Below are 13,786 nucleotides of genomic sequence, written 5' to 3' on the forward strand. Positions count from 1 at the left end.
AATACGGTCGTCCGGGCCGGGGTTGGCCCGAAGTATGAGCCTTGAGATCGGAGTCATCCTCCCGACGTCGACGCCGGATCCCGAGCGCCCGATCCTCGGGGATGTGCGGGAGAGCGCGCGGTACGCCGAGAGCGTCGGGCTGGACTCGGTGTGGTCGACGGATCATCTGGTCGCGAGTGCGCCGCTGCTCGACAGCGCCGTCGTACTCGCGACCGCGGCCGCGGTGACCGAGCGGTTAACCATCGGGTACAACGTGATGCTGCTGGCGCTGCGGCCGGTTGCGTGGGCGGCGAAGGAGATCAACACACTGCAGCTCGTGTCGAACAACCGGCTGGTCGTCGGCGTGGGCACAGGCAATCCGGCACATGGTGACATCGGCTGGCGGGCGGCCGGCGTGGAGTTCGCGGAGCGTGGACGGCTGACGGACGAGGCACTCGCCGTACTGCCCGATCTGATTGCCGGCAAGTCCGCGACGATCGGGCCGGACCTGGACGTGACGCTCTCCCCCGGCTCGCCGGTGCCGCCGATCTTTGTCGCAGGCAACGGTCCGCGCGCATATCGCCGGGCGGCGCGGTACGCCGACGGCTGGGCAACGATCGCGGCGACACCGGACGAGGTCCGTGCGAACCTGGACCGCATCAACGAACTTGCCGATGGCAAGCAACTGAAGGCGACCGTGGTGGCACCCCAGCTCGGCCCCGATCCAGCAGAACAGCTGGCCGCCTACGAAGCAGCCGGCGTGGAGCGCATCATCCTGCCGCCCACGGGCGACTGGCGCCGCGACTACGACGAGGCAGCCGGACTGCGGAGCTAGCTGTTCAGCTCCAACGCCGCATCCAGCAGGCTCCGGGTGTACTCGTGCTGCGGTGAGCCCAGTACGTCGGTGGCCGCGCCCTCCTCGACGAGTACGCCGCGGCGCATCACGGCGATCCGGTCCGCGATCTGGTGTACGACGCCGAGGTCGTGGGAGATGAACAGCATCGAGAGGTTGTGCCGCTGGCGGAGGTCGTCGAGGAGACGGAGGATCTGGGCCTGGACCGAGACGTCCAACGCCGAGACCGCTTCGTCGCAGACCAGCAACCGCGGTTTCACGGCCAGTGCGCGCGCCAGGCTGACGCGCTGGCATTGACCACCTGAGAGCTGACCGGCGCGCTGACCGGCGACGGACGGGTCGAGTCCGACATCCGCGAGCAGTTGGTCAAGATCGGCCGAGCCAGTCGCTGCCGGGTGGGTGCGCCAGGCTTCCCCGATGATCGAGGCGACGGTCATCCGGGGATTGAGCGACGACCGCGGATCCTGGAACACCATCTGGATCGCACGCTGCAGCTCTCCGGGCCGTCGCGTACCGGGCGGCACCGCGCGCCCGTCGTACGTGATCGAACCCGACGCAGGCCGGACCAGGCCGACGATCGATCGGGCCACCGTGGTCTTGCCCGACCCGGACTCCCCGACCAGCCCGACGGTCTCGTTGTCGCCAACGGTCAGGCTCACGCCGCCCACAGCCACGAACGGCTTGCGCCGCGGGCCGAACGTGACGCGCAGATCCCGGACCTCAAGCATCGAGCACCTCCTCGGCGAAGTGGCACGCGGTCCAACGCCCCGGTGTAACCGACCGCAACGCCGGCTGCTCGGTCCGGCACCGCTCACGCGCCAGCGGGCAACGCGGATGGAACGCACACCCGGCCGGCCGGTTCGCGGGCGTCGCCGGCGTGCCTGGCAACGGATGCGCCAGCGCAGTCTTCGTGCGTACTGCGGGAACGCTGTCGACCAATGCCCTGGTGTAAGGGTGCGCGGGCTGCCGCAGTACGGCGGACGTCGCGCCGCGCTCGGCCACGCGGCCGGCGTACATGACGACGACCTGATGAGCGACGTGTGCCATCACCCGCAGGTCGTGGCTGACCAGGAGCATCGAGAGGCCGGCGTCCTCCTGGATGGAGCGGAGCAGCCGAAGGATCCGCGCCTGCACGGTCACGTCGAGCGCGGTCGTCGGCTCGTCGGCGAGTAGCAGCGACGGACTGCCGGCCAGGGCCATCGCGATCACGGCGCGCTGGCGCATGCCGCCGGAGAACTCATGGGGGAAGCTGCCAAGCTTCTCCGCCGGCGAAGGGATCCCCGCGCGGTCGAGCAACTCGACCACCCGATCGCGCACCGCGGACCGCGACTGCCCGGACCGGCGCAGGATCTCGCCGACCTGACGCCCGATGGTCTGGGTCGGGTTGAGCGCGGCCAGCGGGTCCTGGAAGATCATCGCGATCTCGTGCCCGCGCAGCGCCCGGCGACGAGAAGCAGTTGCCGTCAGCAACTCCTCGCCGCGCCAACTGAGCGAGCCGCCCACCCGAGCGCCGTCCGGGAGCAGGCCTATCAGCGCGTTGGCTGTCATTGTCTTGCCCGAGCCCGATTCGCCGATCAGGCCGACCGTGGTTGCCGACGGGATGTCGAAGGACACCTCGTCGACGACCCGCACCGCACCCGACCGCCCAGGCAGGTCGACGGCCAGCCCGGACACCTTCAGCAGGGTTTCGGTCGCAGTGTCCGGCGCGGCTACGGACAAGTCGTCGCGGATCAAGAGTTGACCTGCAGTTTGGAGAAGTCGGGGAGGCCGTTCGGGTCGGGGGTGAAGCCGCTGAGGCGCTTGTTCCACGCGTAGGCGTACTTCACGGCCATCGGGAACATGCCGACCGCGTCGTCCCAGATGATCTTCTCCGCCTCGCCGTACAGCTTCACCCGCTGCTGCTCGTCCGTGCTGGCCGCGGCCTGGGAGATCAGCTTGTCCAGCGCCGGGTTGCAGTAGCCGTTGCGCTTGGCCGCGCACGGGTAGAGCCGGCCGACGGTGTTCGCCGCGTCGAGCATCGGGTTCGACAGTTGCTGGAAGTTGACGTCCCAGTTGAGCGCGAGCAGGTCCTTGGTGAAGACGGCCTGCTCCTTCTGCAGCAGGTCGACCTGTACGCCGATCTTCGCGAGGTCGGACACGACCGCCTGGTTGAACTGCTGGAACTCCGCGTTCGCGAACTGCAGCCGCAGCTTCGTCCCGAAGTCGAAGCCGGCCGCGGTCAGCGCCGCCTTCGCCGCGGCCGGGTCGTACTTGACCGGCGTCTGCGCGACATACCCGAGGGTCTGCTTGGACACCACGGAGTCCGACAGCGAGCCCGTCTGCGGGTACAGCTTCTTGATGATGGTCGGGAAGTCGACCGCCTGCCACAGCGCCCGGCGTACGGCAGCGTCCTTCAACGCCGGCGTCGACGAGTTGAACCACATCGTGTAGACGGCCGAGCTCTGCACGATCTGGACGTTCAGCGTCGAGTCCTTCTGCACCTCGGACAGTTGGTCGTCCGGGATCCCCCAGACCACATCCGCTTCGCCGGTGCGTAGCGCGGTCAGCCGGGCCGCGAGCTCGGGCATCTTCTTGATCGTCACCTTGGTGACCTTTGGCGCGCCACCGTAGTACGACGCGTTCGGCACCAGGACGATCTCGTTCGGGCTGAACTTGTCCAGTTTGAACGGCCCGGTCCCGACCGGCTTGTCGAAGAACGCGGTGTCGTTCGCGCCGACACCCGACGGCAGCACGAAGAACACCGCCAGCTTGCGCGGGATCGCGGCGTCAGGCTTGGTCGCCGTGAGTACGACGGTGTCGTCGGACGGCGCCGTCATCGTGTAGCCGGGGAAGTTCGCCGCGTTCGTCCCCTTGAGGCCGGTGAACCGTTTGAAGGAGTCCACCACATCGGCAGCCTTCAACGCGGACCCGTCGCTGAACTTCACACCCTTCCGCAGTGTGAACGTCCAGGTCTTCGCGGTCGCATCGGGCTTCCACGAGGTTGCCAGATCACCCTCGACCGAACCGTCCGTCTTGGTGCGGACCAGCCGGCTGAAGATCTGCTGCTCGACCATCTGCGGCCCGGTGCCGCCGCCCTGCGGGCCGCCGGGATCGATGCTGTCCACCGGGTAGGTGCCGGCGATGACCACCTCGCCGCCGCCGGAGCCCGAGCCGCCGCCGCTCGTGGCACTGGAGCAGGCGGTGAGGGCCATCGTGGCGGCGACCCCGAGTGTCAGTGCCGCCCGCCGTGTCAGAGGGATCATGAGGTTGTCTGCCTTCCGCGGGAGTCGACGCGTCATCAGTGGAGATGTCCGCGTCCGTAACGGGCGGTGAGCTGGTCACCGAGGATGCCGATGTTGACGATCAGCAGCGACAGGGCGAAGCCGGGCAGGGCCGAGATCCACCATGCGCTGTCGAGGTACTGCTTGCCGTTGGCAATGGTTTGTCCCCAGGACACCGCCGACGGCGGCAGCCCGATGCCGAGGAAGCTCAGGCCGGCCTCGGCGAGCACCACGAGCGCGAACTCGAGCGTGGCGAGCGCGACCACCGGACCGATCGTGAACGGTACGACGTGGCGCAACAGGATCGACCTGCGGCGTACGCCGAGCACCCGGGCCGCATCGACCCAGGCGCGTTCCCGCAACGACAGCGCGACGCTGCGGGTCACCCGGGCGAACGAGATCCACGCGGTCGCGGCCAGTGCGATCACGACCACCGGTACGCTGCGCTCGAACGCGCCGGCGATCACGATCGTGAGCAGGATCGCCGGGAAGGCGAGCAGGATGTCGATGCCCCTGGCAAGGAACGTGTCGAGCCAGCCGCGGAAGTACCCCGCGACGGTGCCGATCGTGACGCCGACGACGCAGGACACCACGACCGTCGCGATACCGATCAGGATCGACGTCCGGGCGCCGTAGACCACCTGGGCGAGCACGTCGCGGCCGAGGCCGTCCGTGCCGAGCCACGCCGTACCGCCGGTGGACAGATGCGATCCGGGCTTGAGCAGCCGGTCGTCGAGCGACGTGCGGATCGGGTTGTAGTCCATCACCAGCGGGCCGATCCCCGCGACCAGTGCGTAGATCGCGAGGACGACGTACGGGATCTTGCCGAGCCAGGAACCGACCCGGCGGACGGCGAGCGGACGAGTCACCGCGAGCGTGGCCATCAGCTGCCCTCCAGGCGGATGCGCGGATCGAGCTGGGAGTAGACGAGGTCGGCGGCCAGATTGAAGAGCATCACGATGCCGGCGATCACGAACGTCGCCGCCTGCACGACCTCGTAGTCGCGATTGGTCACCGAATCGACGACCAGCGAACCGAGCCCCGGCCAGGCGAACACGTTCTCGACGATCACGGCGCCGCCCATCAGACCGCCCATGTGCAGGCCGACGATCGTGACGACCGGCAGCAGTGAGTTGCGGAGCGCATGCCCGAGCAGCACCTGACGGTCGGTGAGGCCCTTGGACTTCGCCGTCTGGATGTACGGCTCGCGCAACGTCTCGGCCACGCTGGTCCGCGTCAGCCGCGCGACGATCGCCGTGAACGGAAGCGCCATCGTGATGGCCGGCAGGATCAGGTGCTGCGGCGTACCGGAGCCGGAACTCGGCAGCAACCGCAGCGCCAGCGCGAACACCAGGATCAGCATGATGCCGATCCAGAACGTCGGGAACGACTGCAGCGCGATCGCCGACGCAGACACCACCCGGTCGACCACGCTGCCCGGCCGACCGCCCGCGAGCAGCCCGAGGATCAGGCCGAACACCACTGCGATCAGCGTGGACGCCAGCATGAGCTCCGCAGTGGCCGGCAGCCGCTCGAGTACTTCGGCCATCGCGGGGTGCCCGAGCCGGTACGAGTCACCGAAGTCGAGCCGTACGGCGTGACCGAGGTAGTCGACGTACTGCACGGCCAGGGGTCGTTGCAGCCCGAGTGAAGCGGTGAGGTCCGTGATCTGGTCCTGGGTCGCATCCGGACCGAGCAGAATCGAGACTGGGTCACCCGGCGCTACCCGGACGATCAGGAAGATCAGCGACGCAGCGCCCCACATCACCAGCACGCCGATCAGCAGTCGCTTGACCACAACGCGAATCATGGAAGCTCCTTGGGAGGTCCGACCGTCGCACCGGGCGCGAACCCGCACCGGACGCTTTCGCTGAGTGCACCGGAGTCGGGTGCTTCCAGCAGTTGCACCAGTAGCGCCATCGCCTGACGGCCCATCAGCTCGCGCGGCACGATCAGCCCGGTCCACGGAGTGCCGTCGTGCCGCGCACCGGTCGAATCGCCCAGCTCGACGACACTCAGGTCCGCGGGGATGCTCAGACCGCGCCGAGTCGCGCAGACCAGCAGCTCCTCGGCCAGTAGCTGCTGCTCCGCGAGGACTGCGGTGATGCCGCCGCGCTGCAACTCCTCCACCAGGCCGTCCACCTCCGCAACGCTGTCGAGCGTCCACACCGGTCCGGCGAGGTGCTGGGACGGCGTTGCCTGCCGGAAGCCGCCTTCGCGATCACGACTGGGCTGGGCGCCGCCGTTGCCGATCCGTGCGTACGCCACGCGCTGGTGACCCAGCTCGAACAGCCGCTCGGTGAGTTGCTGGGTCGCACCGGCGTAGTCGGCCGCGACGTACGACACCGGTGGGCCCGAGACCTCACGATGACCGACGTACACGAACGGGTAGCCGGAGTCGCGCAGGCGCTCGATCTCCTCGGCGTTGGGATCGCGGCCGAGCAGCAGCGCGCCGTCCGCGTGCCAGAGCCGGGTCGAGCCGTCGCGGAAGATCTGCCGCTCGCCGCCGGCGCTGGTGAACAGCAGCAGGTCGTACCCAAGCTCGGCTGCCTCCTGCTCCATGCCGAGCAGGAACGGGAAGTAGAAGTCCACGCCGCTGGTCGGGAACACCGGCTCGAACGTGTAGACGCCGATGATCTTGTTGCGGCCGCCGGCCAGCGAGCGGGCCGACGCGTTCGCGACGTACCCCCACTCGCGCATCACGGTCAGCACTCGCTCGCGGGTCGCCGGGCTGATCCGGATACTCGCGTCGCGCTCGTTGAGCACCAGCGAGACGGTCGCCTGGCTGACCCCCGCGAGCCGGGCGATGTCGGCCTGCGTGGGTCTCTTGGCCGGTGTGCGGCTCAACCTGGGTTCCTTCCTGCTAATACGCCCTACCACTGCGGTTCCGGAAGTTTCGCCAGCGTTTCGAGCAGGTGTCAAGAGCTCACATTGATTAGCTGGGTATTAGCAGCTAATCCCCATTAGCATCTGGTGTCCGGGTCCTGGCGAGGTCTAGCGTCCGGCGCATGCAGCCTTCCCCCGCGGTACCGACCACGGTCGCGGCCGTGACGTTGCACCCGCTGTCGGCGGCCCGGGTGACGGGCGGATTCTGGGCCGGCCGGATGGCCGCCAACCGCGCCGCGATCCCGCTCGGCCGGGAGCGGCTCGAAGCCGCCGGGAATCTCGGCAACCTGCGGATCGCCGCCGGCGAGGCGAGCGGCGACGCACAAGGTGGGAGCTTCCGCGACTCCGACGTCTACAAGTGGCTGGAGGCTGTGGCGTGGGACGGTTCGCAGCCGGACCAACTGGCGGAGCTCACTCGGACCATCACCGCGGCGCAACGCGACGACGGCTACCTCAACTCGGCGATCCAGGTCCGCGGCGAGGAGCCGTACACCCACCTGTGGAACAGCCACGAGCTCTACTGCGCCGGGCACCTGTTCCAAGCCGCAGTAGCCGCCGCCCGAAGCACCGGCGACACGGCGCTGTTGGAGGTAGCCACGCGGTTTGCCGACCACCTCGCTCACACTTTTGGGCCCTACGGACGGTCAGAACTCGAAGGGCATCCGGTCATCGAGTCCGCCCTCGTCGAGCTGTACCGCGAGACCGGGGTACGCCCGTATCTCGACCTCGCAAAGCACTTCGTCGACGCCAGGGGTCACGGGAAGGCAACCAAACCGGGCTTCGATCCCTCGCACTACGGCGACCCTGCGCACTACTCCGACCGCGTACCCGTCCGCGAGGCCGGTCCGCTCGAGGGCCACGCCGTACGCGCGGTGTACTTCGCCACCGGTGCAACGGATGTCGCGATCGAGACCGGTGACGCGGAGCTGCTGGATGCGGTACGTCGGCAGTACGAGAACATGCGGCGGCACAAGCAGCACGTGACCGGCGCGGTGGGGTCGCGGTGGGACGGTGAAGCGTTCGGGGACGACTACGAGCTGCCACCGGACCGCGCGTACGCCGAGACGTGTGCCGCGATCGGCGTACTGCAGTGGGCCTGGCGGTTGCTCCTGGCAACTGGTGAGTCCTCGTACGCCGACCAGATCGAACTGCTGCTGTACAACGCGATCCTCCCGGCGGTGTCGCTCGAGGATGCGGACTACTTCTACGTGAACACGCTGCACCGGCGGACCGGCGCGCGTGGTGACGTGCAGCGCGCACCGGCGTACGGACGGCGGCCTTGGTTCAACTGTGCGTGCTGCCCGCCCAATGTGATGCGCACACTCGCCAGCCTGCCGGCGTACCTCGCCACTGGGACTGCGGACGGCCTGCAGATCCATCAGTACGCCGGGAGCACGCTCCGGGCCGGATCGTTCGCGGTAGACATCGACACCGACTATCCGTGGGACGGCCGGGTCGCAGTGACAGTCACGGAGGCGCCGGCCGCTGAAGTCGAGTTGGCGCTGCGCATCCCCGAGTGGGCGACAGATGCGACTGTCGACGACAAGCCGGTCGCAGCGGGCGACTACGCCCGCGTACGGCGTGTCTTCCGGCCAGGTGACCAAGTACTGCTGCACCTGCCGATGGAGCCAAGGCTGCTCGTCTCCAACGACCGAGTCGACTCCACCAGCGGCTGCGTCACCGTCGCGCGCGGCCCACTCGTCTACGCGCTGGAGCAACCCGACCAGCAACCCGGCGTACCGCTGGAGGACCTCCGGCTCGACACGGCAGCGGCGATCACCACCGCCCGCTCCGAGCTGCTCGGCGGCGTCACCACCCTGCACGCCAAGGGAGCGGCGGTACCCGAGTCCCCCGAGCCCTACCGCTCCCACAGCACGTCACCCAGGTCGCCCGGGAACGTCGACCTGACCCTCATCCCCTACTACACCTGGGCGAACCGAGGCCTCTACCCGATGCGCGTCTGGATACCTACGAGCTGACGACCTCGGGACCCTCCTGCCGCGTCGGTGACGCGTCACCTTTATCCTCGAGGGTATGGCTGGAGTTGTGGTGGTCGGAGTCGGACCCGGGATCGGTCTCGCGGTGGCGCGCCGGTTCGTGCGGGAGGGGATGAGCGCCGGATTGCTCGCGCGGTCCGAGGCGACGGTGAAGGCGGCGGCGGAGGAGCTCGCGGGCGCTGACGTACTGCCGGTGACCGCCGACGTGACGGACGAGGTCGCGCTGCGGGCGGCGCTGGATCGGGTCGTCGAGGCGTACGGCGTACCGGAGGTCGTCGTCTACAACGCAGCGCTCATCCAGGCCGACCGGGTGGGCGACCTCACCGCGCAGCAGCATCGCGACGCCTGGGCGGTGAACGTGATCGGGGCGATGACCACCGCCGCGCACGTCGTCCCTGCGATGGCCGAGCGCGGCAACGGTTCGTTCCTCATCACCGGTGGGATGCCGCTGCCGAAGCCCGACTACGCGAGTCTCTCGCTGGGCAAGGCCGGTGTCCGCACGCTCGTGACGCTGCTGGACCAGCAGTACGGCGCCGCCGGCGTCCACGCCGCGACCGTCACGGTCAGCGGCGGAGTCGGCCCCGGCACCGGCTGGGATCCCGACGAGATCGCACAGCACTACTGGCGCCTCCACACGCAGGCGCCCGCGGATTGGATCCACGAAGTCGTGATCTGACGTGATCTGACGTGATCTGACTTGGCCTGGTGAAGGTCGCGCCGATTGGACCTGTCGTTCTGCCGGGGTAGGTGGGCAGACTTCTGCTGTGTACGTTCCCAAGCACTTCGCACCCGATGACGAGGCGGTACAGGAGCTGCTGGCCGGCCACGGCGCCGCCGATCTGATCACGATGACGCCGGACGGGCTGGTGGCGACGATGCTGCCGTTCAGCTACGACCGCGAGCGCAACGTGCTGCTCGGACACGTTGCCCGCAACAACGACCACTGGCAGCGCGAGGTGATCGGCGACGCGCTGGTGATCATGCGCGGACCGGACGCCTATGTCTCGCCGGCCTGGTACGCGTCCAAGCAGGAGCACGGTCGCGTCGTACCGACCTGGAACTACCTCACCGCGCACGTGTACGGCGAGCTCACCGTCCACGACGATCCGGCGTGGGTCGAGGACGTCGTACGGCGGTTGTCGGATCAGCACGAACTGGGCCGCGCCGCGCCGTGGTCGGTCGACGATGCGCCGCCGAAGTACCTGCAGGGGCAACTGCGGGCGATCGTCGGCGTCGAGCTGGCGATCCACCGGATCGAGGCGAAGTTCAAACTCAGCCAGAACCGCCCGGCCGCAGACATCGACGGAGTGATCGACGGCCTGCGCGCCGACGGCGAAGAACCCAGCGCCGTCGCGGTCGCCAGGCACCGGCCCTAACCGGACGGCTTCAGCAGTCCCCGCCTGAACGCCTCGGCGACAGCGGAGGCCCGATCCGGTACGCCGAGTTTGGCGTAGATGTTGAGCAGGTGTGTCTTGACCGTCGCCTCGCTGATGAACAGGTGGGCGGCGATCTCGCGGTTCGTGTTGCCGGCGGCCACCAACTCGATGACCTCGAGTTCGCGCGGGCTGACGATGTCCGGGGTGGGCGGCATACGGACGTGGTTCATCAGCGTGTTCGCCACCGACGGTGCGAGCACGGAGGTCCCGTCGGCGGCGGCGCGTACCGCGCGCAGGAGCTCGTCCCGCGGCGCGTCCTTGAGCAGATACCCGGTAGCGCCCGCCTCGATCGCCGGTACGACGTACCCGTCGGTGTCGTACGTCGTGAGCACCAGCACCCGGGACGCCACCGCGCGCTCGGTGAGCGCGCTGATCGCGGCCAGCCCGTTCACGCCAGGCATCTGCAGATCCATCAGGATCACGTCCGGCCGCAGCGTCTCGGCCAGGTCGATCGCCTCCGCGCCGTCGCCCGCCTGACCGACCACCTCGAACCCGGGCTCGGCCGCGAACATCGCGCTCAGCCCGTCCCGAACCACCGGGTGGTCGTCCGCGATCAGCAGCCGGATCATGCCGACGCTCCTGACAGCGGCACGGTCGCGGAGATCGCCGTACCGAGACCCGGCTCCGACTCGACCGAGAGCGTCCCGTTCAGCGCCTCGACCCGCTGGTGCATCGCGACGAGCCCGAACCCACCGGCCACAGACGGCACAGACGGGGTACTGCGGGCTGGATCGAATCCGACGCCGTCGTCGCGGACATCGAGCGCGACCTCCTTCTCCATGTACGACAGCGTCACCCCCACCCGGGTCGCCTGTGCGTACTTCGCCACGTTCACGAGCGCCTCCTGAGCCGCACGGAGCAGAGTCGACTCCGCCTCCGGTGTCATCACCCGCGGCGTGCCGGTGGTGGTGAGCTGTACGTCGATGCCGTGCAACGCCGACCAGCGCCGTACGACGTCTGCGATCGCCTCGCCCAACGTGGCCGACTGGAGCGGCTGTGGACGCAGCGCGTGCACCGACCGCCGCGCCTCGGTCAGGCTCTCGCGGGCCAACCCGACCGCGGTCGACACATGGCGCCGCCAGTCGTCGGCGTTCTCGGCCGCCTGGAGCTGGGTGACGATCCCGGTCAGTCCCTGCGCGAGGGTGTCGTGGATCTCGCGGGCCATCCGCTGCCGCTCGTCGATGACGCCGGCCTCGCGGGCCTGGGTGAGGAGCTGGTCGTGGAGGACGGCGTTCTCGGCCAGGGTTTCCTCGAGCCGGCGGTTGGTCTCGGTCAGTGCGTCGACCGCGTCCTGCCGCTGCTGGCTGAGTACTTCGCCGCGCCGGCCGAGCCACGACGCCAGGCACATCCCGATCACGTTCACCCCGATCACCGCGGCGCAGCCGAGCAGGCCGAGCACGTTCGTCTTGGGGACGTCGTACGACTGCGCCCAGCCCGCGATGACCGCGACGGCCCCGATCCCGATCAGTTCACCGGGCCACGGCAGCAGGGCGAAGGTGTAGAAATACCCGGCCGGGGTGAGGAACCCGAACCACGGATCGCGGACCACGAGCACAGCCAGCAGCAGGACGAACCCGGCGACGAAGATCGCCATCGGACGGGTCTCGGTCCGCCGGCCCGGACGAAGCGTGAACATCCCGACCGTCCACAGCCCGATCAGCCCGCACAGCACCAGGTCCACGGTCAACGACCGGGGCTGTTCGCGCTTGATCATGATGGTGACGGCGGCGACGCACGCAAGCAACACGTACGGCACCACCGTCAACCGCCGCGGCCACACCTGCTCTTTCATGTCAGCAAGTGAACACTGAACGGAGGTGCTTGCCGTTCACCAGTAGTGCGACGCCGAGCAGCAGGAGTCCGCAGACGGCCTGCTCGCCCTTCATCCACAGCGGGAAGGTGCCCGGCAGGGAGATGATCGCGACGATCGCGACCACCATCACCGCCGACACGATCCGGAGCCGGAGGAATCCCTTCCGGGATCCCTGCGCCGCCCGCCGGGCGAACAGGAAGGTCAGCGCGGCGCTGGCGACCACGATGGTGCCGCGGGTCCAGACCGCGTCGTTCACGATCGTCGTGTGGTTGCGTAGGGCAATGATGGCGATCAGGGTCAGCACGCTGAGCGCGAGGTAGCCGGCCACCAGCAGTTGCACGCTCCGCAACGCGGCCACGCTCCGCGGGTGTTCGACGTTCACCGGGGTGGTCATCTTCGTTCTCCGTTTCGGGGGTCGATCTCGATACCTCGACTCTCCCGTTCGGACCCCGGTCCCCACATCGCCCGCCCGGCTGCACCTCCCTCAACCGATCGGTTGATCCCGGCAGTCGTACAGCGCCTCAGCCCGGCCGGTTCCGCCAGCGGAAATCGCACACGACGGCCCGGTGGTCGGAGGGGAACGAGCCGTCCACGGCGTCGCCGGCGACAACGGCCGACTCGACGTTGACGAGCTGGTCCTCGTGGCCGGGGCGGTAGAAGATGTGGTCGATCCGCTGATCGACCAGCTCCGGGCCGGCTTCGAGCGGCGCCGACGGATGGGTGGACGGCAGCGTGACCGCGTCCGGCTCACCGTTGCCCGCCGGCCAGGCGTCGATCATCACGTCGCGGAGTGGACGCAGTACGGCGCTGTCGGCCGCGGCGTTCAGATCGCCCATCACCAGCGACGGGCATGGCCCATCGGAGGACGGGTCCGTGCCCAGGTCGGCCAGCTGTTCCGCCTGGGCCAGCCTGTCGTCGCTGAAGGTGGTCGCATGCTCCAGGCACGCCACCGCGATCGGCAGCGGACCGGCCGGATGAGCCACCCGGGTCCGCAGTACGACCGGATCCCAGGACCGATGCCGCGCCCGCATCGGGATCGCGTCGTGCTCGATGATCGGCCACCGGCTCAACAGCGCGACGCCCAGCTCCACGCCGTCGTGATCCGGCGTCAGCACCGGCTCGGGCGTCCGCGGGTACGACGGCGCCGCGAAGACAGCGTGGAACCCGAGCGCGTCGGCGAACTGGTCCGCCTGGGTCGTTCCGTCGGCACTCCAGACCTCCTGCAGCGCGATCACGTCCGGTGCGAACCGTTCGATCGTCGCGAGGATCCCCGGTTGCCGCTCGCGCCAGCGCGGGCCGAACCGCCACCAGATGTTCCAGGTCATCGCGCGAAGCTGTGGGTCGACCACGGCTGCTCCTTCCGGCTGGGCGCCCCCGGTACCCAGCTGCCCCCGGCAGGCACACGATCGTTGCCCCGAGCCCCTTTCTTCCGTGACAGTTTGCGCACGGACTGTCACGGGGAGTTTGCGGGTGCGTGCAGATGTCCGGACAGGTCTGGCGGCAGCGGGAGTGGTCAGCAGATTGTCGAGTCAGGCAACGACATCGACGAGGAGAGAGTTCGA

14 protein-coding genes are annotated in these 13,786 nt (G+C 68.9%); 4 read left to right on the forward strand and 10 right to left on the reverse strand.

The annotated features are described in order from the left end of the window. Positions 1-34: 34 nt before the first annotated feature. Entirely contained in the window at positions 35-814 is a 780-nt protein-coding gene (locus ACIA58_RS06715) for an LLM class flavin-dependent oxidoreductase (protein WP_396402599.1), read from the forward strand. Here ACIA58_RS06715 and ACIA58_RS06720 read toward each other — a convergent pair. The 6 genes from ACIA58_RS06720 to ACIA58_RS06745 are packed head-to-tail and all read right to left on the reverse strand — an operon-like array spanning position 811 to position 6,939. Beyond that, positions 811-1,560, reverse strand: coding sequence for an ABC transporter ATP-binding protein (locus ACIA58_RS06720; RefSeq protein ID WP_396402600.1), 750 nt, complete (start codon positions 1,558-1,560; stop codon positions 811-813). The two genes, ACIA58_RS06715 and ACIA58_RS06720, sit on opposite strands and share 4 nt — an antisense overlap. After that, positions 1,553-2,566 carry an ABC transporter ATP-binding protein gene (locus ACIA58_RS06725; RefSeq protein WP_396402601.1) on the reverse strand — a complete coding sequence of 338 codons (1,014 nt, stop codon included), beginning with the start codon at positions 2,564-2,566 and terminating at the stop codon, positions 1,553-1,555. The genes ACIA58_RS06720 and ACIA58_RS06725 overlap by 8 nt, the downstream gene beginning before the upstream one ends. Next, positions 2,563-4,074, reverse strand: a complete 1,512-nt coding sequence (locus ACIA58_RS06730; protein ID WP_396402602.1) for an ABC transporter substrate-binding protein — start codon at positions 4,072-4,074, stop codon at positions 2,563-2,565. The genes ACIA58_RS06725 and ACIA58_RS06730 overlap by 4 nt, the downstream gene beginning before the upstream one ends. Before the next feature lie 35 nt (positions 4,075-4,109). Beyond that, positions 4,110-4,976, reverse strand: coding sequence for an ABC transporter permease (locus ACIA58_RS06735; protein WP_396402603.1), 867 nt, complete (start codon positions 4,974-4,976; stop codon positions 4,110-4,112). Continuing rightward, positions 4,976-5,902: an ABC transporter permease gene (locus tag ACIA58_RS06740; RefSeq protein WP_396402604.1), complete on the reverse strand. Its 927-nt coding sequence runs from the start codon at positions 5,900-5,902 to the stop codon at positions 4,976-4,978. The genes ACIA58_RS06735 and ACIA58_RS06740 overlap by 1 nt, the downstream gene beginning before the upstream one ends. Continuing rightward, the gene (locus ACIA58_RS06745; RefSeq protein ID WP_396402605.1) at positions 5,899-6,939 is read right to left on the reverse strand and encodes a LacI family DNA-binding transcriptional regulator; all 1,041 of its coding nucleotides are present in this window, start codon (positions 6,937-6,939) and stop codon (positions 5,899-5,901) included. The genes ACIA58_RS06740 and ACIA58_RS06745 overlap by 4 nt, the downstream gene beginning before the upstream one ends. A gap of 161 nt (positions 6,940-7,100) precedes the next feature. Between ACIA58_RS06745 and ACIA58_RS06750 the strand changes: the two genes are divergently transcribed. The 3 genes from ACIA58_RS06750 to ACIA58_RS06760 all read left to right on the forward strand — a co-directional run bounded on the left by ACIA58_RS06750 (position 7,101) and on the right by ACIA58_RS06760 (position 10,351). Further along, entirely contained in the window at positions 7,101-8,957 is a 1,857-nt protein-coding gene (locus ACIA58_RS06750) for a glycoside hydrolase family 127 protein (protein ID WP_396402606.1), read from the forward strand. Between the two features lie 55 nt (positions 8,958-9,012). Continuing rightward, a complete protein-coding gene (locus tag ACIA58_RS06755) occupies positions 9,013-9,651 on the forward strand; it encodes an SDR family NAD(P)-dependent oxidoreductase (protein ID WP_396402607.1) in 639 nt (212 codons plus the stop codon). Between the two features lie 88 nt (positions 9,652-9,739). After that, positions 9,740-10,351 (forward strand): FMN-binding negative transcriptional regulator, encoded by a 612-nt coding sequence (locus ACIA58_RS06760; RefSeq protein ID WP_396402608.1) that lies wholly within the window; start codon positions 9,740-9,742, stop codon positions 10,349-10,351. Here ACIA58_RS06760 and ACIA58_RS06765 read toward each other — a convergent pair. The 4 genes from ACIA58_RS06765 to ACIA58_RS06780 all read right to left on the reverse strand — a co-directional run bounded on the left by ACIA58_RS06765 (position 10,348) and on the right by ACIA58_RS06780 (position 13,573). Then, positions 10,348-10,980: a response regulator gene (locus tag ACIA58_RS06765; RefSeq protein WP_396402609.1), complete on the reverse strand. Its 633-nt coding sequence runs from the start codon at positions 10,978-10,980 to the stop codon at positions 10,348-10,350. The genes ACIA58_RS06760 and ACIA58_RS06765 overlap by 4 nt on opposite strands. Next, positions 10,977-12,203 (reverse strand): sensor histidine kinase, encoded by a 1,227-nt coding sequence (locus ACIA58_RS06770; protein WP_396402610.1) that lies wholly within the window; start codon positions 12,201-12,203, stop codon positions 10,977-10,979. The genes ACIA58_RS06765 and ACIA58_RS06770 overlap by 4 nt, the downstream gene beginning before the upstream one ends. Before the next feature lies 1 nt (position 12,204). Then, entirely contained in the window at positions 12,205-12,618 is a 414-nt protein-coding gene (locus tag ACIA58_RS06775; protein ID WP_396402611.1) for a hypothetical protein, read from the reverse strand. Positions 12,619-12,745: 127 nt separating this feature from the next. Next, positions 12,746-13,573 carry an endonuclease/exonuclease/phosphatase family protein gene (locus tag ACIA58_RS06780; RefSeq protein WP_396402612.1) on the reverse strand — a complete coding sequence of 276 codons (828 nt, stop codon included), beginning with the start codon at positions 13,571-13,573 and terminating at the stop codon, positions 12,746-12,748. Positions 13,574-13,786 lie beyond the last annotated feature (213 nt).

It is taken from the genome of Kribbella sp. NPDC051586, from assembly GCF_044453965.1.
Classification (GTDB): domain Bacteria; phylum Actinomycetota; class Actinomycetes; order Propionibacteriales; family Kribbellaceae; genus Kribbella.